Source organism: Kitasatospora sp. NPDC002227, from assembly GCF_040296285.1.
Classification (GTDB): Bacteria; Actinomycetota; Actinomycetes; order Streptomycetales; family Streptomycetaceae; genus Kitasatospora.
The window spans coordinates 1-22,046 of record NZ_JBEOWY010000080.1 but is presented as its reverse complement, the minus strand read 5'-3'; the positions used below and the strand labels follow the sequence as shown (position 1 = coordinate 22,046).

Genomic DNA, 22,046 nt, shown 5'->3' with positions numbered 1-22,046 from the left:
CCCGCAGTCCGGAATGATGATCAGCACGGTCCTGGGTCGTCAGCTGCGGATAAGTGCTGGCCGCTGCCGTTTCGAGGCGCTCGCCCTGGCCGGTGGGATCGTGCTGCTCGGCGGCTCGCCGCCGCCCCCGCCGGTCCGGATCGCCACCTCGCAGCCGATCACCCCGGCCATCCAGCAAGCCAGCATGAACCCTGCCACCCCTGCCCACCCGGTCAGCCCGGCCCCGGCCTCGCCGCCCGTCCGACTGACCATCCCCCGGATCGGCGTCGACGCCCCCGTCAGCGCCACCGGCCTCAACCCGGACGGCACCGTCGAGGTGCCGCCGATGGACCACCCCGAGCAGGTCGGCTGGTACCGCGAGGGCCCGATGCCCGGTCAGACGGGCCCGGCCGTCCTGCTCGGCCACCTCGACACCCGCAAGGGCCCGGCCGTCTTCAACCGGCTGCCGACCCTGCGCCCCGGCGACCGCATCGACATCGCCCGCCAGGACGGCACCACCGTCTCGTACCGCGTCCGCGAACTCCGCCAGTACCCCAAGGCCGGCTTCCCGACCGACCTCGTCTACGGCAACACCGACACCCCGCAGCTCAGACTCATCACCTGCGGTGGCACCCTCGGCGGCAACGGCCACTACACCGACAACATCATCGTCCTGGCCGACCTCGCGTAGCACCAGGGGCGCGGGGAACTGCGCGAGGCCGGAAGGCGTCCATCCGATACGTCCCACCCACAGCCGGCTGCACCACCAGAAAGGCGCACCTCCGTGAGGCCCCACCGCAGGTACGCCCTCGCGCTCGCACTGCCGCTCCTCGCCGGGTGCGCCGGGGCCGGCGCCCTGCACGACGCCGGCCCCGCCCGCCCCCTCGCCGCCCGCCCGAGCCCCGAGCAGCTCTGGCCCGCCGTCCGGCCCGCCGCCGCGCCCTCGCCCGCCGTCTCCGGCCAGGTGCCCCCGCCGACGGCGCTGCCCGGCCTCACCGTGCCGGGCGGCGACATCCGTACGGTCGACGCCCGCACCGCCCTCGGCAAGGACCCCGCCCTCCAGAGCGACGAACTGACGGTCCTGGCCACGGGCTGCCAGGGCTGCCTGGTCCAGCCCGCCCTGTACCGGGACGTCACGGGCGACGGCCGCCCCGAGCTGCTCACCGCCGTCGTCACCACCGGCGACTCCTACCTGCACGTCTACCAGCTGCGGGACGGCAGGCTCTACCCCGTGCTGGCCCAGCGGGTCCAGCCCGGCTTCACCGCCGACACCGTCGGCCAGGACCTGCTCCTGCACGAGCCGGACGGCCCGACCGACACCACCTACCGGTGGAGCGGCACCCGCCTGCTCCGCACCGATCGCCGGATCGCCGGCGCCGGAACCGGCCCGCAGGACGGCGCCACCCTCTGTCCGGCGCCCACCGCCCGGCCGAAGGCACCGGAACCGCTGGTCTCGGCCGTCCCCTCCCCGGCCCCGATGAAGGCGAGCCTCCACCCATGACCGAGCCCCGCATCCTGCTGGTCGAGGACGACGAGGTGATTCGCGAGGCGACCAGGATGGCGCTGGAGCGGTACGGCTTCCCGGTCGAGACCGCCGCCGACGGGCTGGAGGGGCTGGAGGCGTTCCGGGCCCGGCGGCCCGACATCCTGCTGCTCGACGTGATGCTGCCGCTGCTCGACGGCGTCGGGCTCTGCCGGCGCATCCGCGAGGAGAGCCAGCTGCCGATCCTGATGATGTCCGCCCGCACCGAGGCGATCGACGTGGTCTCCGGCCTGGAGGCGGGCGCGGACGACTACATCACCAAGCCGTTCGAGAGCGCCGTCCTGGTGGCGCGGATCCGGACCGTGCTGCGCCGCACCAGCCGCGCCCCCGAACCGGCGGCCGAGCCGCAGCCGCAGGCGGCGGTGCGGGTGATCGAGGACCTGGAGGTGGACACCGACGCGCTCGAGGTGCGGGTCGCCGGGCGGCGGGTGCCGCTCACCCCGACCGAGCTGCGGCTGCTGCTCGAGTTCACGGCCGCGCCGGGCGTGGCGCTGGAGCGCCAGACCCTGCTCGAACGGGTCTGGGACTACTCCTGGGGCGCCGACAGCCGGGTGGTGGACGTCCATGTGCAGCGGCTGCGCGCCAAGATCGGGGCGGCCAGGATCGAGACCGTGCGGGGCTTCGGGTACAAGCTGCGGAGAACGGTGTGACCCTGCGCCGCCAGATCGCCGCGACCGTCGCGCTGGTCTCCTTCCTGGTGGCCGTCACCCTCGGCCTGCTGGTCCACCGCGCCTCGGTGAACCAGCACGTGGACCTGGCCCGCCGCTCGGCCATGACCGCCCTGGACTCCGCGCTGACCGGCTACGCCCGTGGCGGCGAGCTGGCCGACTGGGGAGCGGTGCCGGACGACCCGGCGCTGCCGCCGGAGCTCAGGCAGTTGGCCCGGCACGGACGGCACGGTTCGATGCTCGGGCCGGGCACGGTGATGTGGGCGGCGGCACCGATCGGCGACACGGTGGTCTCCGTCCGGCTGGACTACGGCCAGGACGCGAAGGCCATCGCCCAGCTGGACCGCACCATCCTGGTCTCGGCCGCGCTCGCGGTCGCCGTCACGGTGCTGGCCGGGGTGCTGGCCGCCGACCGGATCAGCAGCCGGCTGCGCACCGCCGCCCGCACCGCCCGCCGGATCGCCCAGGGCGACCTGGCCGCCCGGATCGGCCCGCTGGGGCGGCCCCGGGACGAAGTGGCGGAGCTCGCGGCGGCGGTGGACTCGATGTCGGCGGTGCTCAGCGCCAAGCTGGCCAGCGAGCAGCGGTTCACCGCCGACGTCGCGCACGAGCTGCGCACCCCGCTGACCGGGCTGCTGACGGCCGCCGAACTGCTGCCGCCGGGGCGTCCGACCGAGCTGGTGCGGGGCAGGGTCCGGGTGCTGTGCAGCCTGACCGAGGACCTGCTCGAGGTCTCCCGCCTGGACGCGGGGGCGGACCAGCCGGAGCTGGCCCCGGTGGCGCTCGGCCCGGTGGTGCGGCGGGCCGTCGCGGCGGCGCCGGGGGAGGCCGAGGTGACGGTCTCGCAGCACGTGACGGTCTCCACCGACGTACGGCGGCTCGACCGCATCCTGGCCAACCTGCTGGCCAACGCCCACCGGCACGGCCGGGCCCCGGTGCGGGTGGAGGTGACGGGTGCCACCGTCACCGTCCGCGACCACGGGCCCGGCTTCCCGGAGGCGATCCTGCGGGAGGGCCCGCAGCGCTTCCGCACCGGGGCCCGGGAGCGCGGCCACGGGCACGGTCTGGGTCTGACCATCGCCCGCGGTCACGCGGAGGCGCTCGGCATCACGCTGCGGCTCGGCAACGACCGGGGGGCCGTCGCCGAGCTGACGCTGCCGGTCGGTTGAGCGGTCAGTTGAGCTGGAAGGTGGCCTCGACCGGGTAGTGGTCGCTCGGGGCGTTGGTGTCCAGCTGGCCCTGGGTCCAGCCGGCCTGCGGGTCGAAGTCGATGTTGACGGTCGGCAGCGCGACCGGCACCGGGCGGCCCGGGGCGTTCAGGTAGCCGAGGTAGTCCAGGTCGTCGCGGTAGTCGACCGGGAAGGTCTCCACACCCGCCATGTACTGGCACCAGGAGGCGACCGAGCAGTCCATCGTGGTGCGGGTCTCGGCCGGGTTGGTGGCGGGGGTGCCGAGCACGCCGTTCACCGCCGCCTGCGAGTTGGCGTAGTCGCCGCGGGAGGCGCCGCCGTAGTACTCCACGTTGAGGTCGCCGCCGATCAGCACGGGGGCGGAGGAGCCGACGATGCCGTTGACCCAGTCCTTGATCTCGTTCAGCTGCCCGAGGCGGGTGGCCTGGGTGGTGTCGGTGGACTTGTCGGACTCGTCGGCCTGCAGGTGGGTGCCGACCACCCAGGTCTTCACGCCGCCCTTGTTGACCTGCACCAGCGCGGCGCCCTTGTCCGCGTGGTAGTCCCAGGTGCCGTAGGTCGAGTTGCTGAAGATGTGCGCGTACTGGGCGGCGATCGGGTACTTGGAGAGGATCATCGTGCCGCCGTTGATGACGAACGGCGAGCTGGAGCAGTTGCCGCTGATGCCGGTCCAGCCGCCGCCCGAGCAGGTGCCGCCGACGAGCGGGGTGCGGTACGGGTACAGGTCGGCCAGCTTGCTGTTGATGTCGCTGGTCGAGGAGTTGTTGAACAGCTCGTCCAGGATGACCACGTCCGCGCTGTGCTGACGGACGATCTGCTCGACGATCGGCGTACGCCGCGAGGCCTGCTCGTTCTGCGACCAGTCGACCACCGAGGTGCCGAGGTCCACGTTGAAGGCGAAGACCGAGAGGGTGTTGGGGGTGGCGGCGGCCTGGGCGGAGGCGGTCTGGAGCGTGCCGCCGAGGAGCAGGGCGGCGGCGAAGGCGGTGGCGGTACGGCGGGAAAGCACGGTGCGTTCTCCTGAGGGTGAGTCACTTGGCCCCGGACATGACAGCGGAGAGGCTAGCTACTCGTCGGTCTACTCGGCAGTACCGGCGGGATAACGGTTCATGTCGGAAAGATGGCCATACAACGCTGAGCCGAACGTGCCAGTGTTGGCTGGACAAGTCGGCCGCCTCACTGTGCGAGGTAGCCGCCGTCCACCGGCAGCACCGCGCCGGTGACGAAGCTCGCCTCCCGGGAGGCCAGGAAGAGGATCGCCGCCGCCACCTCGTCCGGATCGCCGAGGCGCCCCATCGGGTGGAGCTTCTCGATCGCGGCCAGGTACTCGGCCCCGCCCGGCTCCCCGGGGAGCCGGGCCACGCGCTCCGTCCTGATCGTGCCGGGCGCCACCGCGTTGACCCGAATGCCCCGGTCGGCCAGCTCCACGGCCAGGTGCTTGGTCAGCCCCGAGGCCACGAACTTGGCCGGCCCGTACACCGCCTGCCCCTTCTGCCCGGCCTCGCCCGAGATGGAGGAGACGCAGACGATCGAGCCGCCGCCGGCCGGCATCGCCTCGACGGCGTACTTGCAGGTCAGGAACATGCCGCGGCCGTCCACCGCCATCACCCGGTCGAAGTCCTCGGCCTCGGCCTGGTCAAGTTCCATCAGCGGGATCACCCCGGCATTGGCCACCGCGACGTCCAGGCGCCCGTGCGCCCCGGTCGCCGCGGCGACCATCCGCCGGACGTCCTCGGCGAGCGAGACGTCCCCCACCACCGTGGTCAGCCGCTCGCCGCCCAGCTCCGCCGCCAGCCGGTCCAGCCCAGGCCCGTCCACGTCCGAGGCCACCAGCCGCGCCCCCTCGGCGTGGAACCGGACGGCGGTGGCCCGCCCGATCCCGCTCGCGGCGCCGGTCACCAGGCAGACCTGGTCGGTGAGTGCTCCACGAGCGGGCATGACGGGCCTCCGGGCGTCGTACTGACGGTCCGTCAGCGTAACAAGAGCTGCCTGGCTCAGCTCAGCACGACGAGCTCCCGCGTCGCGCGGGTCATCGCGACATAGCGGTCCACCGCGCCCTCGACCCCCTCGCCGAAGGCCTCCGGGCGGACCAGCACGACCAGGTCGAACTCCAGGCCCTTCGCCAGCTCAGGGGTGAGCGAGCGCACCCGCGGCGTCGCCGCGAAGCCGGGCGCGCCGATCACACAGGCCGTGCCCTCGGCGTGGTCGGCCAGCCACCCGTCCAGTACGGCGTCCAGCTCGGCCACCACGCCGTGGCGGACGGGGATGCCGTTGCTGCGCACCGAGGTCGGCACGTTGGCGTCCGGCAGGGCGGCCCGGATGGCCGGCTCGGCCGCCGCCATCACCTCGGCCGGGGTGCGGTAGTTGATGCTCAGCGAGGCCACCGTCACCTGGTCGAGACCGACCCTGGCCAGCCGCTCCGTCCACGACTCGGTGAAGCCGTGCCGGGCCTGGGCGCGGTCGCCCACCACGGTGAAGCTGCGGGAGGGGCAGCGCTGCAGCAGCATCTTCCACTCGGCGTCGGTCAGCTCCTGCGCCTCGTCCACCACCACGTGTGCGAACGGGCCCGCCAGCTGGTCCGGATCGGCCGTGGGCAGGGCGGCCTCGTCCACCAGGACGCCCTTCAGGTCCTGCCCGCGCAGCATCTGCGCCACGCCGTCGCCGTCCAGGTCGGCCTCCAGCATGTGGTCGATGACCTGCTGCATGTGCTCCCGCTCGGCGGCCACCGCCGCCTGGCGGCGCCGCTCCCGCCGGTCCGCCTCCGGATCGCCGAGCCGCTGCCGGGCGGCGTCCAGCCAGGGCAGGTCGGCCACCGTCCACGGCTCGCCCTCGGCGCGGCGCAGCCTGGCGGCCTGGTCGGCGTCGAGCCAGGGCGCGCAGCGCCGCAGGTAGGCGGGCACCGACCAGAGGTCGGCGACCAGCTCGGTGGGCTCGAGCAGCGGCCAGGCCCGGTTGAGGGTGGTGACCAGCTCCTGGTCCTGCCGCAGCGAGCGCAGCAGCTGCTCGGGCGTGACGCTCTCGTCGTCCAGCTTCTCGGTGAAGATGGCCAGCAGCTCCTCCCAGATCTGCTCGCGGGCTTCGTTGTGCGGGGTGCCGGGCGCCGGGGCGTCGAAGGCGTCCGCCCAGTCCTCGGCGGTGAGCCGCAGGTCGGCCCAGTCGGTGGAGACGGTCAGCCCGCGCGTCGGCGGCTCCTCGTAGAGGCGTACGGCCCGGTCGACCGCCTTGACCAGATCACCGGTCGCCTTGAGCCGGGCCGCCTCCAAGTCCGGCTCCTCGACGGCCGTCGCCCCCTCGGCGACCAGGTCACGCACGGTGCAGGTCTGCACGCCGTCCTCGCCGAGGCTGGGCAGCACATCGGCCACGTACGCGAGGTAGGGCTGGTGCGGGCCGACGAACAGCACGCCGCCGCGCCGCTGCCCCAGGCGCGGGTCGGAGTGCAGCAGGTAGGCCGAGCGGTGCAGGGCGACCACGGTCTTGCCGGTGCCCGGGCCGCCGTCCACCACCAGCGCGCCGCGCGAACCGGCCCGGATGATGGCGTCCTGGTCGGCCTGGATGGTGGCGAGCACGTCGCGCATCTTCGCCGAACGCTCGCTGCCCAGGCTGGCGATGAAGGCCGACTGGTCGTCCAGGGCGGCGTGGCCGTCGAGGCCCTCGGCGGTGAAGACCTCGTCCCAGTAGTCGGTGATCCGGCCCAGCGTCCAGCGGTAGCGGCGCCGGCTGGCCAGGCCCATCGGGTTGGCGTGGGTGGCCGCGAAGAACGGCTCGGCGGCCGGGGTGCGCCAGTCGACCAGCAGCTGGCGCCCCTCGCTGTCGGTGAGCCCGAGCCGCCCGATGTACCGGGGCCCGCCCTCGCTGTCGACGACCCGGCCCAGGCACAGGTCCAGCCCGAACCGGCGCAGCGCCCGCAGCCGCCCGCTCAGCTGGTGCACCTCCAAGTCCCGCTCCAGCGCGGCCTGCCCGGAGCCGCCGGGCGCGCGGCGGACGACGGCGAGGCGGTCGGTGAGCTCGGTGACGGTCTGCTCCAGGCAGGCGGCGACGGCGGCGAAGTGCTGCTCGTCCTGGGCGATCAGCGCGGGGTCCGCCTTGGGGGCGAGGTGCTCGGGGAGAGCGAAGGCTTCGGTCCGGACAGAGTGGGGCAAATCCGTACGCACGAGTGGAGGACTCCCGATTCCGCAGGTTCTGGGGGTAGGCCGTCGATTCTGCGGTACGACGGGGGCCTTGCCGCAAGGCCCCCCTTGTGGTATAGATTAGTTGTGGCGAGAGGAGCGTTCTCCTCCCGCCCTTTTCTGTCTCCGCCCTGTCTCTGCGGCTATCTGAACTGCCGGAATGCCTCGCGGAGCCGTCTGGCGTCGTGCAGCCGCCGCTCGTAGCGCGCGCCGAGCGCGAGCAGCAGCAGGCCGGCCGCGGCCAGCGGTGCCCAGCGCGGCAGCAGCCCGAGCACCTGGACCACCGCCGGAGCCAGTTCGTGCAGCGCGGTCACCAGCAGCGCACCCCCGCCGAGCACCAGCGGCGCCTGCAGCCGTCGCCGGACCCCGAACGCGGTGGCCGCCAGCGCGGCCGTGCCGAGCAGCAGCGGGCGCAACCAGTGCCCGTCCGCCCAGAGCGCGAGCGTACTGGGCAGCAGCGCGAGCGCAAGCCCCGGCCCGTGGCCGGGCCAGGACCGGGCGGCCGGGTCGCGACGGTACCGGAGGTGACCGGCCGTCAGGGCGGCGACGGCGAGACCCGCGGTGTACGCCTCGGGGATGCCGACCTGCCGCAGCGTCAGCCAGACCCAGGAGGCGGCGACCAGCAGCCCGAGGCCCGTGACGGTGCCGGCCGTGCGGCGGTCGGGGCGGATCGCCAGCGCGAGTGCTGCGACGCCGGTGACGGCCAGTGCGAGGGCCAGGCGGCCGGGCTCCGGGGCGAGGGCGATCAGGGCCGCGGCGGTGAGCAGGCAGCCCGTGATCTCGGCGGCGGCGTACCTGAGCGCGGCCGCCGGCAGGGCGACGGCGAGGACGGCGAACGGCAGGTCGGCAGCCGGGAGCCCGGCGGTGTCGGCCACGGCGAGGGCCTCGGCGGCCAGGGCGAGGACGGTGGTGGCGGCCAGCGCGGTGCCGACCCGCCAGGTGAGCAGCGCGCCGAGCACCACACAGATGCCGAGGGCGGTGACGGTCGCTCCTCGGTCGGCCGAGGCCCAGACCAGTGCGACCGCGCTGGCCGACCCCAGCGCGGCCTTCGCCGCCGCGCTAGGGCCGTTCCGCCGCAGTACGGCGGCTCCCGTCGTCAGCAGCAGGAACAGCGCGGTGCTGACGGCTTGGTCGTACCGCTGCTGCCACACCACGGGCAACAGACCGAACAGAAGGGCACCGAGCACGGCGGCGGCGACGGCCGCCGGGCTGCTCCTGGCGGTAGCGCGGTCGGTGGCCGAGGCGGCGTGGACCGCGAGGGCCGCGGCGAGCAGGCCGAGACCGGTCACGTCCGCCGGGGCCACGTGCCAGGACAGGGTGGCGGGCCCCACGCCGAACCAGACCGCCACGGCCCGGCGCAGCGGCGCGGCCACGGCCGCCGCCAAGCCCGGGACGGCGGGCAGGGTGGCGGCGAGGAGTGCCGCCCAGGCGGTGTGCAGCAGGCCGGCGGCGACGGGGGCCGGCCGCGCGCCGCCCCGGCCCGGTACCGGCCGGAGGCCCGGTGCGGAGTGCGGAGGCCCGGCTTCGCCGGCTGTGCGCGGCGGTGTGGTTTCGCGGGCTGTGCGAGGCGGCGCGGCTTCTTCGGCTGCCTGGGGTGGTGTGGCTTCGCCGGGTGCGTGGTCGGCTTCGCTTGCCGCCTGGGTGGGCCCGGCTTCGCCGGCTGTGCGCGGCGGTGTGGTTTCGCGGGCTGTGCGAGGCGGCGCGGCTTCTTCGGCTGTGCGCGGCGGTGTGGCCTTGGCGACCGTCTGGGGTAGCTCGGCCGCGCCGGGTACGCGGCCGGTCTCGTTCGCCGTCTGGGCGGGGTCGGCTGCATGTGGCGGTGTGGCTTCGTCGGCTGCCCGGGGTGGTGCGGCCTTGGCGCCGTCGGCAGGCCGGGGCTCGGCTGCCGGGGCGCGGCGGGCGCCGTTCCGCCGGTGCAGGGCGATGGCGGTGGCGAGCAGTACGGCGGCCGAAAGCCCGTAGCCGACCGCCGCCCAGCTCGACGGCAGCAGCTGACGGAGGGTCGCCCCGGCGGCTGCCACCAGGGCTGCCCCCAGGGCGTACGCCGCGAGGCCGTACCGGCGGGCGACGGCCAGTGCGAGCCCGGCGAGCAGGCCGAGCGGCGCCCAGGCCCAGGCCGCCTCGCCCAGGCTGTCGGCCCACGCCGCACCGACGGCGGCGAGCAGCCCGCCCGCCAGCGCCCAGCCGGTCGCCACCACCACCCCCACCCGCCACAGCGGCCTCGGCACGACGGCGTTGCGCTCGGCCGCCCACAGCAGCGCGAGGTCCACCGCCGTAGCGGCGACCGCCGCCGTGGCGTACCCCTGCACCTGCCCGCCGCCCGCCGCCAGGAGCAGCAACGGCACCGGCAGCCGCAGCAGCGCGAAGCCCACCGCGAGCGCGAACCGCAGCCGCAGCGTCAGCCCGTACGCCAGCGCGGCGACCCCGAGGAACCCGAGCGCCACCGCCCAGTACCGGATCTCGTCCGCCTCGCTACCGGTGCCCGGCCGAGCCGCCAGGAAGTCCAGCAGCCCCAGCCCGAGGCCGATCCCGCCCGCCGCCTCCGCCGTGGCGCTCAGGCCGCCCCGCCGCAGCACCGGCGGCAGCGCCAGCGCACCGGCCGTCAACGTGAGCAGCACGGCGGTGCGGCCACCCGGCCCGAGCGAGCCCCAGTTGACGACGGCGAACAGCAACGCGGCCACACTGACCAGCAGTCCGCCCAGCACCAGCAGCACCGTCTGCACCGACCGCCGCGAAACCTCCGGAGCCTTCACCGCCGCCGGCAGCCCCCGCCGCGCGCGCAACCGCCCCAGCAATGCCTCCCGTTGACGCAGCAGTTCGGCCCGCTGCTGCTCCACGCCCCACAGCGCCACCGACACCTCCCAGAGCGCGGCGGCATCCGGCCCGCTGAGCGGCAGGCGGCAGTGCGGACAGGCCTCGCTCGGCCCGGGGGCCAGCGGCAGACCACAGTCAGGGCAGACGATCCGATTCACATCCGAGAGTCTCGGGCCACGGCCGGCGTCTGTACATGAGTACGGATACTCAGAAGCCGTCCGGCAGACAGGACGCTACTGTCGTTCCGTGACCGACACGGGCGAAGCGTGGATCGACAGTGCGAGCAACCTCCTGGTCGTGCCTACCGGGCTGCGGGACGACGACCTGACCAGAGACTTCTTCGGACGCACCCTCACACCGGAGGACCTCGCCTCCGGTGCGGCTGACCTGACGGGCAAGACCGTCTACCTGTGCGGTGACCTGTCCGAGCTCGACGGCCGCCACCTGCACGCCGCCGCCCGGGTGTTCGTCGTCCGGGAGCTGTCGCACGGTCACGACGACCTCCCCTGGGCCGTGGTCGACCTCGGCCGGGTCCCCGTCTCCGTCCACGGTGTCGGTGTCTACTACCGCCGCTTCTTCGAGCCCGACGCCGACCATTTCGGACGGATCAGCGCGGAGCACACCTTCCAGTCCCTGACCGAGTCCACCAAGCCCGGCAGCGCCCACCGCAGCGGCATCTACCTGACGCCCGTCACGCAGGACGGCGACGAACTGCACTTCCGCCTGCTCCGCTGCTCCACGAACCTCTCCGGCCCGACCGAGAACTTCGGCCCGACCGACACCCAGATCGTCGAGGCCCTGAACGGCGAGGCCGCCACGGTCTTCGGAGGCCACGCACCGCTCAACCACGTCCTGGCGCAGATCTACCACAACACCCGGGCCACGACCGAGCGCAAGCAGTCCAAGGCCAAGATCTCCTCCCACGCCGACAAGACCAAGGACATGCCGGTCAACGGCACCATGGCGTTCTGCACCTTCTACGACGGGCTCGACCGGCTCCGGCCGCTGGCCGCCGACGCCTTCGACCACGGGGTGAAGACCACCAGCGGGCTGACCCGGCTCCAGTTCCGCCGCAAGGAGTCCGCCGGAGCCGAACTCCCCGAGCAGTTCAGCCTGACGCTCTACCCCGGCTCCGTCTTCTTCATGCCGCTCTCCACCAACCGCCACTACACGCACGAGATCCGGCCCGCCGCACTGGACGCCGAGCTGCTCCCGACCCGCCTGGGGTACGTGGTCCGCTGCTCGAACGCCGAGGCCGTCCACAAGGACGGCGGCACCTTCCTCAAGCTCGCCGAAGGCCTGGTGCGGCTCGAGCCGCCCACCGACGCCGGCCGGGACAGGCTGCGCAGTCTGTACGCCGAGGAGAACAGGAGCTCCTCCTTCGTCGACTACGGCGACGAATTCCTCTTCAGCATGAACGAGGGGGACTACCGTGCTCCGCGGCTCTGACCTCGCCGACGAGATCCTGGTCCACACCCTGCCCGCCGGCGACAACCTCTTCGCGGAGCTGTCGGCCTCGGCCCTCCTGGAAGACCTCGGCAAGGGCCGGCGCGGCGCCACCCTGACCAGGGTCGACGCCACGGGCGCCGTACCGCTGGTGCGCACCACCACGCGCTACGCCACCCCGGGCCAGCGCTTCCGCCCTCTCCACGTACGGCTGGCCCAGCAGATCCAGGCCGCCGCCGGCCTCCCCATCGCCTTCAACAACGCCCTCATCGAGCACTACACCAACGCCTACCGCACCATGGGCGCCCACTCCGACCAGGCCCTCGACCTGGCCGAGGATTCGTTCATCGCCGTCTTCTCCTGCTACGAGCACCCCGAAGCCGGCCCGTCCCGGAAGCTGGTCTTCGAACCGAAGGCGCCTGGCGGCGAGCCCTTCGAGCTCCCCCTCACCCACCACGGCATCGTCGCCTTCTCCGTCGCCTCGAACCGGCATCTCAAGCACCGCATCCTCCTCGACACACCGGCCCAGGCCCCCGAAAACCCCTGGCTCGGCCTCACTTTCCGTACCTCGAAAACCCTCCTCCACTTCCACGACGGCCACCCACACCTCCCGACCGGCGCCCGCCTCACCCCGGCCGACGACGCCCAGACCCGCGAGTTCTACCAACTCCGCCGCCGAGAGAACACCGAAACAGACTTCACCTACCCCGAGTTGACCTGCACGATCAGCGAGAGCGACCTGCTGCCGCCGGTCTGACAAGGTACGGCGTGGACGCAGTGGGAATCTGTTGTCTGTGCTACGGCCTGAAGGGGGCCAAGCGCGCCTGGGTTGGGCCCCCATCCCCTCGGAGGTGGTGATCCACGTGACGGTCACGTCGAGTGGAAGCCATGCATGCGGGCGCTGCTCCACCGGCGAGAGGAGCTCGAAGCCCTGCCGCAGCGGCCGGCGCAGTGGGTCCTGAAGGACTCCGACGAAACGTATGCCACGGCTTGGCAGGCCCGGGACACCGCCGGGCGTCGGTGGCTTCTCCTGGAGAGTGGTATCAGGCTGACAGGCAAGCCCGGACCTGCTCTCCATGCCCGGGCCGAGGTCCCGGAGGACCTGGCCGCCCGGCTCAGGGGCGGCCACTCGTAGCTGATCGGCCCCTCGCTTGGGCATCGTGCTGCCTTCGGCAGGGGTGGAGCGGGCTGGCACTCCCCCCCCCGAGAGCAGGACGGGTTTGCCCCAGCCGTGGCGATGCCAGCGGCTGGACACACCCGACCTGGGGTGAGCGGGGCCGAACAGACCGGGGGCATGCCCTTCCAAAGGCTATCGACGTTGCAGTACGGCGAAGCGTTTGGTCTCGAAGCCCCCTTACGTTCTCAGTGCGCCCCGGCCAGGACTTCCAGGAGGCGGGTGAGGGAGGTGCCGAGGCCCCAGCGGGTGGAGAGGTCCTCGAGGGTCATGGGGTCGAGGGGCTCGGCGGGGAGGGTGGGGTCGAAGGTGGGGAGGGGGACGTCGGTGGCGACGCGGACGACGGTGGGGGCTACGTCGAGATAGGGGGAGGCTTCGAGGAGGTTCTTGCGGCGGGCGGGGGTGAGCTTGGAGAGGGGGTCGGCGGCGGCGGTGCGGACGCCGGGGAGGTCGCCGTAGGTCTGGATGAGTTGGGCGGCGGTCTTCTCGCCGATGCCCTTGACGCCGGGGAGGCCGTCGCTCGGGTCGCCGCGCAGGGCGGCGAGGTCGGCGTAGGAGGCGCCGTCGACGCCGTACTTCTCGAGCAGGAGGGCGTTGTCGGTGACCTGGGGGTGGCCGACTCCCTTGAGGGGGTAGAGGACCGTCACCTGGCGGGCGTCGTCGACGAGTTGGTAGAGGTCGCGGTCGCCGGTGACGATCTGGACCGGGCCGGTGGCCTTCGCCGTCAGGGTGCCGATCACGTCGTCCGCCTCGTAGCCCGGCACGCCGACCCGGGCGATGCCGAGGGCGTCGAGCACCTGCTCGATCACCGGCACCTGGGGAGCGAGCGTGTCGGGGATCTCCTCCTCGCCCTCGGTGGCGGCCTCGGCGACGCGGTGGGTCTTGTAGGTGGGGATGAGGTCGACCCGCCACTGCGGCCGCCAGTCGGCGTCCATGCAGGCCACCAGCTGGTCGGGGCGGTGGTCCTGGACCAGGCGGGAGATGAAGTCCAGCAGCCCCCGGACGGCGTTCACCGGCTGCCCGTCGGGGGCCCGCAGGGACTCCGGCACGCCGAAGTACGCCCGGAAGTAGAGACTGGCGGAGTCGAGGAGCATCAGTCGCGGAGCGGTCACAGCACAGATCATGCCGCACCCCGCCGACACCGGGGCACTAACGGCGCGTCAGACAGAACGGATGCCCCGCCGGGTCGAGCAGCACCCGCCACCGGTCACCGCCCGGCTGGGCCGGCGGCCTGGTCGCACCGAGCGCCAGCAGCCGGGCCTCGGCCGTGTCGAGGTCGGCCACCGCGAAGTCGAGGTGGATCTGCTGCGGCACGGTCTGGCCCGGCCAGTCGGGCGGCCGGTAGCCGGTGACCCGCTGGAAGCCGAGGAAGAGCCCGTCCCCGTCCCGCAGCCCGGCGAACTCCGCGGTGGAGCCGGGCGCCGGCTCGAGCCCGGTGGCCTGCTGGTAGAAGGCGGCCAGTGCTTCGGGGTCGGCGCAGTCGAGCGTGATCGCCGTCAGGGCCATCCGTATCGGGTCACCGACCTCAGCGATGTGATGATCCGTCATATGCGGTATCCGACCACACGGCAGGCCGGGAGGGCGAGCGAGTTCAGTGCTCGTGCGGGCCGGCGCGGTGGACCGGGCCGTGGGAGTCGGCGCAGTGCTCGGGGGAAGGGGCGCCGGCGGGGGTGATCTGGAGCAGGTGCTGGTCCTCGTCCTCGCCGACGTGGTCGACCTGGAGGGTGGCGTGGGTGATGCGGTAGTCCGTGGCGAGCTGCCGCTGGAGGTCGCGGCGGACTGCGTGGCAGTCGCCGCCGGGGGCGACCAGGATGTGGGCGGAGAGGGCCGGCTGGCCGGAGGTGATCTCCCAGACGTGCAGGTCGTGGATCTCCACCACCTCCGGGGCGGCGACCAGTCGGTCGGCCAGCGCGTCCGGGTCGATCCCGGCCGGGGCGGCCTCCAGGAAGATCCGGCCCGAGTCGCGGACCAGGCCGATCCCGGCCTTGAGCATCAGCGCGACCACGATCAGCGAGGCGATCGAGTCGGCGCGGACGAAGCCGGTGGTGAGCACGATCAGACCGGCCACGGCGGTGGCGATGAAGGCGTAGAGGTCGGTCAGCACGTGCTGGAAGGCGCCCTCGACGTTGAGCGAACTGCGGTTGGCCTTCGACATGCACCAGGTCGCCGCGACGTTGACCACGATGCCGACCAGTGCGGTGACCAGCACCAGCGAGCCCTCGACCTCGGGCGGGTCGAGCAGCCGGGTGATCGCCTCGTAGCCGAGCCAGGCCGAGAGGACGAGCAGGGTGACCCCGTTCGCCTGGGCGGAGAGGATCTCGGCCCGCTTGAGCCCGTAGGTGTAGCCGCCCCGGGCCGGGCGGGCCGAGAGCCGCATGGCGACCAGCGCGAGCACGATCGAGGCGGCGTCGGTGAGCATGTGCGCCGCGTCGGAGATCAGGGCCAGCGAGCGGGCGGCGAAGCCGACCACCACCTCGCCGGCCATGAAGACCACGATCAGCGCGAGCGCGCTGGTCAGCCAGCGGCGGTCCGCGTCGGCGGCGACCCCGTGCGAGTGGCCGCCGTGGCCGCCACCGTGCGAGTGGCCGTGACCGGAGTGGTCCGCGTGGTCCGAGTGGTCCGCGTGGTCGTCGGTGTGGTCGTGCTGGTGGTCGGACATCGCCGTCCTCTCTCGGTGCCGGGCGGTGCTCGGGGGCGGGTCAGCCGCCGTAGGGCAGCCGCTCCGCACCCGAAGTGAACCCCAATTCGGACGAAGATCCAAAGGCTGCACTGGTGACCGTTGTCGTTGCAGATACGGCTCCTCGGGCCGCCCGAACCAGGGCCCGCATGACCCGCAGGTCAGCGCCCTGCTCGGGGTGCCACTGGACGCCCAGGGTGAAGCCCTCGGCGGCTTCGACCGCCTCGACGGTGCCGTCCTCGGCGAGCGCGCTGACGGTCAGTCCGGTGCCGAGCCGTTCGACCGCCTGGTGGTGGAAGGTCGGCACGGTGACCGACTCCTCCGGCAGCAGCTCGGCCAGCAGCGAGCCGGGCACCGGCCGGACGGGGTGGCGCCCGTACCCCTCGCGGCTGCCCAGGTGCGGCTCGGCGGCGTGCAGGTGCTGCACCAGCGTGCCGCCGCGCACCACGTTGAGCAGCTGCATGCCCCGGCAGATGCCGAGCAGCGGCAGGCCGGCGGCCAGCGCGGCGCGCAGCAGGGCGGTCTCCCAGAGGTCCCGCTCGGGGGCGTTGGCCACCGTCTTCGGGTGCGCCTGGGCGCCGTAGAGGGCGGGGTTGACGTCGGGCCCGCCGGCGATCACCAGTCCGTCCAGCCGGGCCACCGCCTCGGGGGCGTACGCCGGAGCATCCGGCGGCAGCAGCATCGCGACGCCGCCGGCGGCCTGCACCTGCCGGGGGTAGCGCTCGTGGAGGAGGACGGCGCGCTGTGCGGACCAGTGGTCCCACACCGCGGCGGTGAGATGCGTGCTGATGCCGATCACGGGTCTGGTCGTCATGCCCGGATTCTCCCAATCCGTGGGCCCGTGCGCCGTGATTGTGGGCCGTTTGCGAAACTCCGCGCGCCCCTTCACCAGGTCGGGCGCCCCCGGGGGTACGGTCGGCTCCCCAGAACCTCACGGAGGGAGCGGTGGTGGCACGGCACCCTAGCGGTCCGGTGGCGGTGGTGACGGGCGCCGGCGGCGGGCTCGGCCTGGCGGTCGCCCGGCGGCTCGCGGCGGACGGTGCCCGGGTGGTCTGCGCCGAGCTGGACGAGACGGCGGGGCGCGCGGCGGCCCGTACGGTGGGCGGACTGTTCGTGCACACCGACCCGCGGGACGCCGACATGGTCGAGGCGCTCTACGACGAGGCGTACGAGACCTGCGGGGGCGTGGACCTGGCCTTCCACCCGGCGCACGCCGCGATCGGCTCCCGTGCGGTGCTGCCGTACCTGCGCCGCCACGGGCACGGGGTGATCGTCAATGGCACCGAGGAGCCGGGCGCCCGGGAGCTCTCCGGCGAGCTGGCGCGGCGGTACGCCCGGGAGGGCATTCGGGTGTACGGGCTGCGGGTCGGCGTGTCGGGGGAGGCGGGAGTGGCGCTCGCGGTGGCGGCGGTCGCCTTCCTGGCGGGGGAGGGGGCGGGGTTCCTGACGGCCACCGAGTTCGTGGTGGACGACACCCTCGGCAAGATCATCGCGGCACCGCTCTGACCTGCGATTCCGTGGTTCTCACCGGAATCTCATCGGAAAAAGGGCGAATCGGGCGGTGTGCTGATATCGCGTTTATCCAGATGCGTTTACATTCTCTGGCGTGAGCGAGCAGATTCCCGCCGGGTGGTACCCGGATCCGCAGGACACCGTCAGCAGCCCCCGCCCCGAGCGCTGGTGGGACGGGTCGGGGTGGACGGCCACCACCCGGCCCGGGCCGAGCATCGCCCTGGAGGGCGAGGTGATCGACAGCGGACCGACCGTCCGCTACCCCGAGCTGTCCGAGGCGCTCCTGGTGGACGCCACGCCCAAGCGCCGGAGCAGGCTCTCCAAGCCGGTGACCGTCGCCGCGAGCGTCGCGGCGCTGGCCGGCCTGCTGGTCGGCTCGGGCATCACGTACCTGGTGATGGACGGCGGCTCGGGGGGCAAGGCCGCCGCCCGGCAGGCCGGCCGCTCGCACTACGGTGGCGGGAACGGCGGCAACGGCTCCGGCGGGAACGGCTTCGGGGGCAACGGGTTCGGCGGGAACGGGTTCGGGGGCAACGGCTTCGGCGGTAACGGCGGCTCCGGCAACGGTGGCGGCGGGAACGGTGGCAGCGGGAGCGACGGCCTCGGCGGTTTCGGCCACGGTGGCGGGAACGGCGGTGGCAACGGCTCGGGTGGCGGCAACGGCTCCGGCCGGACCCCGGGCGGTGGCGGGAACGGCGGTAACGGCGGGTCCGGCAAGGGCGGCAGCCCCGCGACCGTGGCCGTCGACGCGATCAACGGCCTCAGCATCCCCATCCCGTCCGGCTGGGACGGCGGCACCACCGCCACCGGCTTCGCCGCGCTGAGCGTGGGCAAGTACGCCTGCCCGGGCGTCGGCAGCGGCGACTGCTCGCTGGGCGGCGTCAACACCTCCGTCATCAAGGGCGGCGACGCCAAGCAGGCCGCCCTGCAGGACATCGCGGCGGCCGCGAAGGACTCCTACGGCGCGATCAAGGGCCACCAGGAACTGAAGTCCGAGGCGGTCAAGGTCGACGGCCGCGACGGCTACCTGGTCCGCTGGAAGGTCGACGCCCCGCAGGGCAACAACGGCTACGTGCAGACCGTGGTCTTCCCCAGCACCAAGGACGGTGCGCTGATCTCCGTCCACCTCGGTTTCGACATCGACCCGAAGGCCCCCGGGCTCGATCAGATGGACACCATCGTCAAGAGCATCACCGACTACTCCGGCGGCCCGCTCGGCGGTACCGACGGCACGACCAAGACCTGACGGCCGACGCGCGGCCAGGGGCCCCGGCGGGAGCACCTCCCGCCGGGGCCCCTGGCCGTCCTGAGGCCCGCCGGTCCGACGACCCGCCGACCCGCCGACCCGTCAGAGGAAGGTCTTGCCCTCGCCCCGGTAGGTCGGCACCGTCGCCACCACCTGGTCGCCCTCGATCAGGTGCAACTCGGCGAAGCGCTCGCACAGTTCGCCGGCCTTGGCGTGCCGGAACCAGACCCGGTCGCCGATCAGCAGATCGTCCGCGGCCGAGCCGAGCAGCGGCGTCTGCACCTCGCCGGCCCCCTCCTGGGGGTCGTAGCGCAGGCCCTCGGGCAGGTACGGCACGGGCGAGCGGTCCGGGCCCGCCGCGCCGGAGGCGGGGTAGCCGCCGCCGAGCACCGTGACCACGCCGAGCCCGGGCCGCCGGACCACCGGCTGGGCGAACAGCGCCGCCGGACGGCCCTGGAACGAGCGGTAGTTGTCGAACAACCGGGGCACGTACAGGCCGGACCCGGCGGCCACCTCGGTGACGGCCTGCTCGGCGACGGTGCTCTCCACGCTGCCGGTGCCGCCGCCGTTGACGAACTCCAGGTCGGCCACCTGCCGCACCCGCCGCACCACGGCCGAGCGCCGCTCGGCCAGCTCGGCCCGCGCCTTGGCCTGCATCAGCTGGATCACCCGCGAGCGCACCGGCCGGCCCGCCAACTGGTCGCCGACCCCGGCCACGTGCCCCTCGTACGCCATCAGCCCGACCACCCGGAAGCCCGGGCGGCGCTGCACCAGCCCGGCCAGGGCCGCCAAGTCCTCCGGCGAGCGCAGCGGCGAGCGGCGGGCGCCGATCCGGACCCGGCCACCGAGCAGGTGCAGCGCGGTGTCCAGCTCCAGGCAGACCCGGACCTCCTCGCCGCCGCCGCGCGCCGCGTCGATCAGCTCCAACTGCTTGGCGTCGTCCACCAGCACGGTGACCCGCTCGGCCAGCTTGGGGTCGGCCGTCAGCTCGGCGAATCCCGTCCGGTCGGCGGAGGGGTAGGCGAGCAGCACGTCCTCGAAGCCCTCGCGGGCCAGCCAGAGCGACTCGGCGAGGGTGAAGCTCATGATCCCGGCGAAGCCGTCCGTCGCGAGCACCCGCTCGAGCAGGGCACGGCAGCGGACGGACTTGCTGGCGACCCGGACGGGCTTGCCCGCCGCGCGGCGGACCAGATCCGCGGCGTTGGCGTCGAACGCCGCCAGGTCGACGATCGCCAGCGGGGCGTCGAGGTGTGCGGTGGCCCGGTCGTAGCGGGCCCGGTCGGAGGCAGTCGGCTTCGCCATGCGCGCAGACTGTCACACGGTACGTACCCATGGGTAGGGTCTGGCTCTGCGTCACCGCAGATTGGCATAGGCTCGCCGGGTGGACCGCAAGAACATCCCGAACCCCGGATTCGCCGACGACGACGGCACCGCCGACCCCCGGCTCGCCGCGGCCCTCGCGGCCTGGTCCGTCGACCGCTCGGCGGAGACCGAGCGCGAGCTGCTCGCGGCACTGACGCCCAGCCGTCTGATGGTCCCGATCGTGGCCCTGCTCGGCGAGGTGGAGGTCGACGCCAACGGCCTCAAGCACGAGAAGACCAGCGACATGGCCGTCCCGGTCATCGAGGCCCCGGACGGCCGCCGCGCCCTCCCCGCCTTCACCTCGCTGGAGACCCTCGCCCGCTGGCGGGCCGATGCCCGCCCGGCCCCGGCGGCCGCCCCGCAGGCCGCGGTCACCGCCTACTCCGAGCGGGCCGGCTCCCTCCTGATCGACCCGGCCGGGCCGGTCACCTACGAGCTGACCGGCGCCCCGATGCGGGCCGTCGCGGAGAACCGCCCCTACCTCCCGCCGCTGCAGGACCCGGAGGTGGAGGCCGCCGTGCTCGCCCTGCTCGCCGCCGAGCCCGCCGTCCGCCGCGCCGAGCTGCGCCCGGCCGCCGAGACCGACGCCGTGCTCGCCCTGGCCCTCGCCGACGGCCTCCCCGAGGAGGAGATCCGCGCCCTGGCCGGCCGCCTGGCCGCCGCCGTCGCCGCCGACCCGGTGCTGCGGGTGCGCCTCACCAAGGGCCTGGACCTGGCCCTGCTGCCGAACTAGGCGATCCGGCCGATCCGGCCGAGTCAGCGCACGACGAAGACAGGACGCCGCCCCGGGCCCAGCCCGGGGCGGCGTCCTCTTTTCCGTTCCGGTGCTCAGGCCTCGGCGACGAGGCGGAGCAGGTCGCGCAGGGTCTCGCGCTGGGGGGTGGTGAGGGGGGCCAGGGGAGCGGTGGCGAACGGGGTTCTGGTCCGCAGGTCGGCCGCGACGGCGATGCCCTCGGGCGTGGCGGCGACCAGCTTGACCCGGCGGTCGGCCGGGTCGGGGTGGCGCTCGACCAGGCCGCGGTCGGCCAGGCGGTCCACGATCGCGGTCACGTTGGAGGGCTCGGCGTGCAGGTGCTCGGCGATCCGGCGCATCGGCACCGGGCTCTGCGCGGCGAGCAGCGCCTTGGCCTGCAGGGCGGTGAGCTCGTGCACGGCGGCGGCGGCCTCGGACTCGCGCGCGTAGCGGCGGCTGATCGCCGCGAAGAGCCCGCCGATCTCGGAGGTCAGGGAGTCCGGTGGAGTGGTCACGGGCCCAAGTCTACCGATGTGCTTGACAGGGTGAAATATCTGCCCCCATAGTTATGAATGAAGGTAGTCATGATTCATAAGTAAAGGGGCTCGGCCATGAGCACGAAGACCGTTCTGATCACCGGCACCTCCTCCGGCATCGGCCTCGCCACGGCCGTGGCGGCCGCGCGTGGCGGCTGGCGGGTGCTGGCCACCATGCGCGACACCGCGAAGGCCGGGGCGCTGCGGGCGGCGGCCGAGCAGGCGGGCGTCGAGCTGGAGGTCCGCGAGCTGGACGTGACCGACCCGGCCTCCGTCGCGGCCTGCTTCGCGGGGATCGACCGGCTGGACGCGGTGGTCAACAACGCCGGCGCCGGCCACCTGGGCACGCTGGAGCAGGAGAGCGTGGACGAGGTCCGCGGTGTGATGGAGGTCAACTTCTACGGCGTGCTGCACGTCACCAAGGCCGCGCTGCCGCTGCTGCGGGCGAGCGGCGGCCGGGTGCTGACGGTGACCAGCGTCGGCGGGGTGGTGGGGCAGCCGTTCAACGAGGCGTACTGCGCGGCCAAGTTCGCGGCCGAGGGGTACCTGGAGTCGCTCGCGCCGGTGGCCGCCTCGGTGGGCGTGGCGGTCGGCGTGGTGGAGCCGGGCGCGGTGGCGAGCGAGTTCGTCAGCAACGTCGGCGTGGCCGAGGACGCGGTGGCCGAGGCCGGCCCGTACGGCAAGGCGCTGGAGGCCTACCTGGCGCGGACCCGCACCGCCTTCGCCGGGGCGCAGAAGTCGGAGGAGGTCGGCGAGCAGATCGCGCAGCTGCTCGACGCGGCCGAGCTCCCGTTCCGGGTGCAGACCTCGGACGTGGCCCGGGCCTTCACCGCGCTCAAGCTCGCGGACGCGGACGGCTCGGCGGTGCAGAAGCTGACCGGCAGCTGGGTGGCCCAGTAAAAGGAGAGGGGTGGGGGGGGGGGGGGGGGCGCCCCCCCCCCCCCCCGGGGCGGGGGGGGGGGGGGGGGGGCGGGGGGCGAAGTGGCGGGGGGCCCCCCCC

At 73.8% G+C, this 22,046-nt stretch carries 20 protein-coding genes; 10 read left to right on the top strand and 10 right to left on the bottom strand.

Annotation, left to right across the window (positions count from 1 at the left end):
* From ABT095_RS37285 to ABT095_RS37270, 4 genes are all read left to right on the top strand, one after another.
* A partial coding sequence (locus ABT095_RS37285; protein ID WP_350534063.1) for a class F sortase occupies window positions 1-670 on the top strand: 670 nt, incomplete at its 5' end.
* Between the two features lie 93 nt (window positions 671-763).
* Window positions 764-1,480, top strand: a complete 717-nt coding sequence (locus ABT095_RS37280; protein WP_350534062.1) for a hypothetical protein — start codon at window positions 764-766, stop codon at window positions 1,478-1,480.
* Window positions 1,477-2,172, top strand: a complete 696-nt coding sequence (cseB, locus tag ABT095_RS37275; protein ID WP_350534061.1) for a two-component system response regulator CseB — start codon at window positions 1,477-1,479, stop codon at window positions 2,170-2,172. Before ABT095_RS37280 ends, cseB begins: the two co-directional genes overlap by 4 nt.
* Window positions 2,169-3,359 carry a sensor histidine kinase gene (locus tag ABT095_RS37270; RefSeq protein WP_350534060.1) on the top strand — a complete coding sequence of 397 codons (1,191 nt, stop codon included), beginning with the start codon at window positions 2,169-2,171 and terminating at the stop codon, window positions 3,357-3,359. Before cseB ends, ABT095_RS37270 begins: the two co-directional genes overlap by 4 nt.
* A gap of 4 nt (window positions 3,360-3,363) precedes the next feature.
* On the opposite strand, the gene ABT095_RS37265 is transcribed toward ABT095_RS37270, so the two are convergent.
* The 4 genes from ABT095_RS37265 to ABT095_RS37250 all read right to left on the bottom strand — a co-directional run bounded on the left by ABT095_RS37265 (window position 3,364) and on the right by ABT095_RS37250 (window position 10,518).
* Window positions 3,364-4,389: a sphingomyelin phosphodiesterase gene (locus ABT095_RS37265; RefSeq protein ID WP_350534059.1), complete on the bottom strand. Its 1,026-nt coding sequence runs from the start codon at window positions 4,387-4,389 to the stop codon at window positions 3,364-3,366.
* Window positions 4,390-4,556: 167 nt separating this feature from the next.
* On the bottom strand, window positions 4,557-5,318 hold the full coding sequence (locus tag ABT095_RS37260; RefSeq protein ID WP_350534058.1) for an SDR family NAD(P)-dependent oxidoreductase: 762 nt from the start codon (window positions 5,316-5,318) through the stop codon (window positions 4,557-4,559).
* A gap of 56 nt (window positions 5,319-5,374) precedes the next feature.
* On the bottom strand, window positions 5,375-7,519 hold the full coding sequence (gene helR / locus ABT095_RS37255; protein ID WP_350534057.1) for an RNA polymerase recycling motor ATPase HelR: 2,145 nt from the start codon (window positions 7,517-7,519) through the stop codon (window positions 5,375-5,377).
* Window positions 7,520-7,689: 170 nt separating this feature from the next.
* Complete coding sequence (locus tag ABT095_RS37250; protein WP_350534056.1) at window positions 7,690-10,518, bottom strand: SCO7613 C-terminal domain-containing membrane protein; 2,829 nt, start codon at window positions 10,516-10,518, stop codon at window positions 7,690-7,692.
* 88 nt (window positions 10,519-10,606) lie between these two features.
* Between ABT095_RS37250 and ABT095_RS37245 the strand changes: the two genes are divergently transcribed.
* A complete protein-coding gene (locus ABT095_RS37245) occupies window positions 10,607-11,809 on the top strand; it encodes a hypothetical protein (RefSeq protein WP_350534055.1) in 1,203 nt (400 codons plus the stop codon).
* Window positions 11,793-12,563, top strand: a complete 771-nt coding sequence (locus ABT095_RS37240) for an alpha-ketoglutarate-dependent dioxygenase AlkB (RefSeq protein WP_350534054.1) — start codon at window positions 11,793-11,795, stop codon at window positions 12,561-12,563. Before ABT095_RS37245 ends, ABT095_RS37240 begins: the two co-directional genes overlap by 17 nt.
* Before the next feature lie 605 nt (window positions 12,564-13,168).
* Here the strand turns inward: ABT095_RS37240 and ABT095_RS37235 are convergent.
* The 4 genes from ABT095_RS37235 to ABT095_RS37220 are packed head-to-tail and all read right to left on the bottom strand — an operon-like array spanning window position 13,169 to window position 16,471.
* Entirely contained in the window at window positions 13,169-14,074 is a 906-nt protein-coding gene (locus ABT095_RS37235; protein ID WP_350534064.1) for a 5'-3' exonuclease, read from the bottom strand.
* 55 nt (window positions 14,075-14,129) lie between these two features.
* Window positions 14,130-14,528: a VOC family protein gene (locus ABT095_RS37230; RefSeq protein ID WP_350534053.1), complete on the bottom strand. Its 399-nt coding sequence runs from the start codon at window positions 14,526-14,528 to the stop codon at window positions 14,130-14,132.
* A gap of 43 nt (window positions 14,529-14,571) precedes the next feature.
* Window positions 14,572-15,639: a cation diffusion facilitator family transporter gene (locus ABT095_RS37225; RefSeq protein ID WP_350534052.1), complete on the bottom strand. Its 1,068-nt coding sequence runs from the start codon at window positions 15,637-15,639 to the stop codon at window positions 14,572-14,574.
* A gap of 40 nt (window positions 15,640-15,679) precedes the next feature.
* The gene (locus tag ABT095_RS37220; protein ID WP_350534051.1) at window positions 15,680-16,471 is read right to left on the bottom strand and encodes a gamma-glutamyl-gamma-aminobutyrate hydrolase family protein; all 792 of its coding nucleotides are present in this window, start codon (window positions 16,469-16,471) and stop codon (window positions 15,680-15,682) included.
* A 134-nt stretch (window positions 16,472-16,605) separates the two neighbouring features.
* Here ABT095_RS37220 and ABT095_RS37215 point away from each other — a divergent pair, with 134 nt between their 5' ends.
* A complete protein-coding gene (locus tag ABT095_RS37215) occupies window positions 16,606-17,163 on the top strand; it encodes an SDR family NAD(P)-dependent oxidoreductase (RefSeq protein WP_350534050.1) in 558 nt (185 codons plus the stop codon).
* Window positions 17,164-17,263: 100 nt separating this feature from the next.
* Window positions 17,264-18,415, top strand: a complete 1,152-nt coding sequence (locus ABT095_RS37210; protein WP_350534049.1) for a DUF2510 domain-containing protein — start codon at window positions 17,264-17,266, stop codon at window positions 18,413-18,415.
* 102 nt (window positions 18,416-18,517) lie between these two features.
* Here ABT095_RS37210 and ABT095_RS37205 read toward each other — a convergent pair whose 3' ends face one another.
* Window positions 18,518-19,717 (bottom strand): amino acid deaminase/aldolase, encoded by a 1,200-nt coding sequence (locus tag ABT095_RS37205; RefSeq protein ID WP_350534048.1) that lies wholly within the window; start codon window positions 19,715-19,717, stop codon window positions 18,518-18,520.
* Between the two features lie 79 nt (window positions 19,718-19,796).
* On the opposite strand from ABT095_RS37205, the gene ABT095_RS37200 reads away from it, so the two are divergent.
* A complete protein-coding gene (locus tag ABT095_RS37200; RefSeq protein WP_350534047.1) occupies window positions 19,797-20,510 on the top strand; it encodes an SseB family protein in 714 nt (237 codons plus the stop codon).
* 95 nt (window positions 20,511-20,605) lie between these two features.
* Here the strand turns inward: ABT095_RS37200 and ABT095_RS37195 are convergent, their stop codons facing one another.
* Window positions 20,606-21,025 (bottom strand): MarR family winged helix-turn-helix transcriptional regulator, encoded by a 420-nt coding sequence (locus ABT095_RS37195; RefSeq protein ID WP_350534046.1) that lies wholly within the window; start codon window positions 21,023-21,025, stop codon window positions 20,606-20,608.
* Window positions 21,026-21,121: 96 nt separating this feature from the next.
* Between ABT095_RS37195 and ABT095_RS37190 the strand changes: the two genes are divergently transcribed.
* On the top strand, window positions 21,122-21,946 hold the full coding sequence (locus ABT095_RS37190; protein ID WP_350534045.1) for an SDR family NAD(P)-dependent oxidoreductase: 825 nt from the start codon (window positions 21,122-21,124) through the stop codon (window positions 21,944-21,946).
* Window positions 21,947-22,046: the final 100 nt, after the last annotated feature.

What these genes read in the sequence shown, in the direction of transcription:
- ABT095_RS37260 (WP_350534058.1), bottom strand. Translation starts at nt 5,318, where the DNA reads ATGCCCGCTCGTGGAGCACTCACCGACCAGGTCTGCCTGGTGACCGGC.
- ABT095_RS37230 (WP_350534053.1), bottom strand. Translation starts at nt 14,528, where the DNA reads ATGACGGATCATCACATCGCTGAGGTCGGTGACCCGATACGGATGGCC.
- ABT095_RS37235 (WP_350534064.1), bottom strand. Translation starts at nt 14,074, where the DNA reads ATGCTCCTCGACTCCGCCAGTCTCTACTTCCGGGCGTACTTCGGCGTG.
- ABT095_RS37205 (WP_350534048.1), bottom strand. Translation starts at nt 19,717, where the DNA reads ATGGCGAAGCCGACTGCCTCCGACCGGGCCCGCTACGACCGGGCCACC.
- ABT095_RS37220 (WP_350534051.1), bottom strand. Translation starts at nt 16,471, where the DNA reads ATGACGACCAGACCCGTGATCGGCATCAGCACGCATCTCACCGCCGCG.
- cseB (WP_350534061.1), top strand. Translation starts at nt 1,477, where the DNA reads ATGACCGAGCCCCGCATCCTGCTGGTCGAGGACGACGAGGTGATTCGC.
- ABT095_RS37190 (WP_350534045.1), top strand. Translation starts at nt 21,122, where the DNA reads ATGAGCACGAAGACCGTTCTGATCACCGGCACCTCCTCCGGCATCGGC.
- ABT095_RS37225 (WP_350534052.1), bottom strand. Translation starts at nt 15,639, where the DNA reads ATGTCCGACCACCAGCACGACCACACCGACGACCACGCGGACCACTCG.